Origin of the sequence: Vibrio sp. OPT46 (assembly GCF_015163535.1) — a bacterium.
Taxonomy (GTDB): Bacteria; Pseudomonadota; Gammaproteobacteria; order Enterobacterales; family Vibrionaceae; genus Vibrio; species Vibrio alginolyticus.
This window is the reverse complement of the sequence record NZ_JADDYG010000787.1, coordinates 1-224: the sequence shown is the minus strand read 5'-3', so window position 1 is coordinate 224 and position 224 is coordinate 1. Positions and strand designations below refer to the sequence as shown.

Annotated in this window: 1 pseudogene; it reads left to right on the top strand. The window is 43.8% G+C overall.

The features are described from left to right. Window positions 1-224 (top strand): annotated as a pseudogene (locus tag IQR33_RS34665) (methyl-accepting chemotaxis protein); the annotation flags it as partial.

Below are 224 nucleotides of genomic sequence, written 5' to 3'. Positions count from 1 at the left end.
TCTGGTATCGTTGATGCTCAATCAAACCGCGCTACAGAAATTGACGGCGTATCGAAATCGAACCGCGTAAGCGAGAGTTCTTTTGTCGATGGGTCTGTGACCGCTTATGCCAAGTTGCATTCTGGAGAAGTGATTAAGCTGACTCAAAATGTGTCCACACAATACGAATCGTTAAAATCATCAGCTCTATCGTCACTATTACTCAGCTTCTTATGGGTTATTCC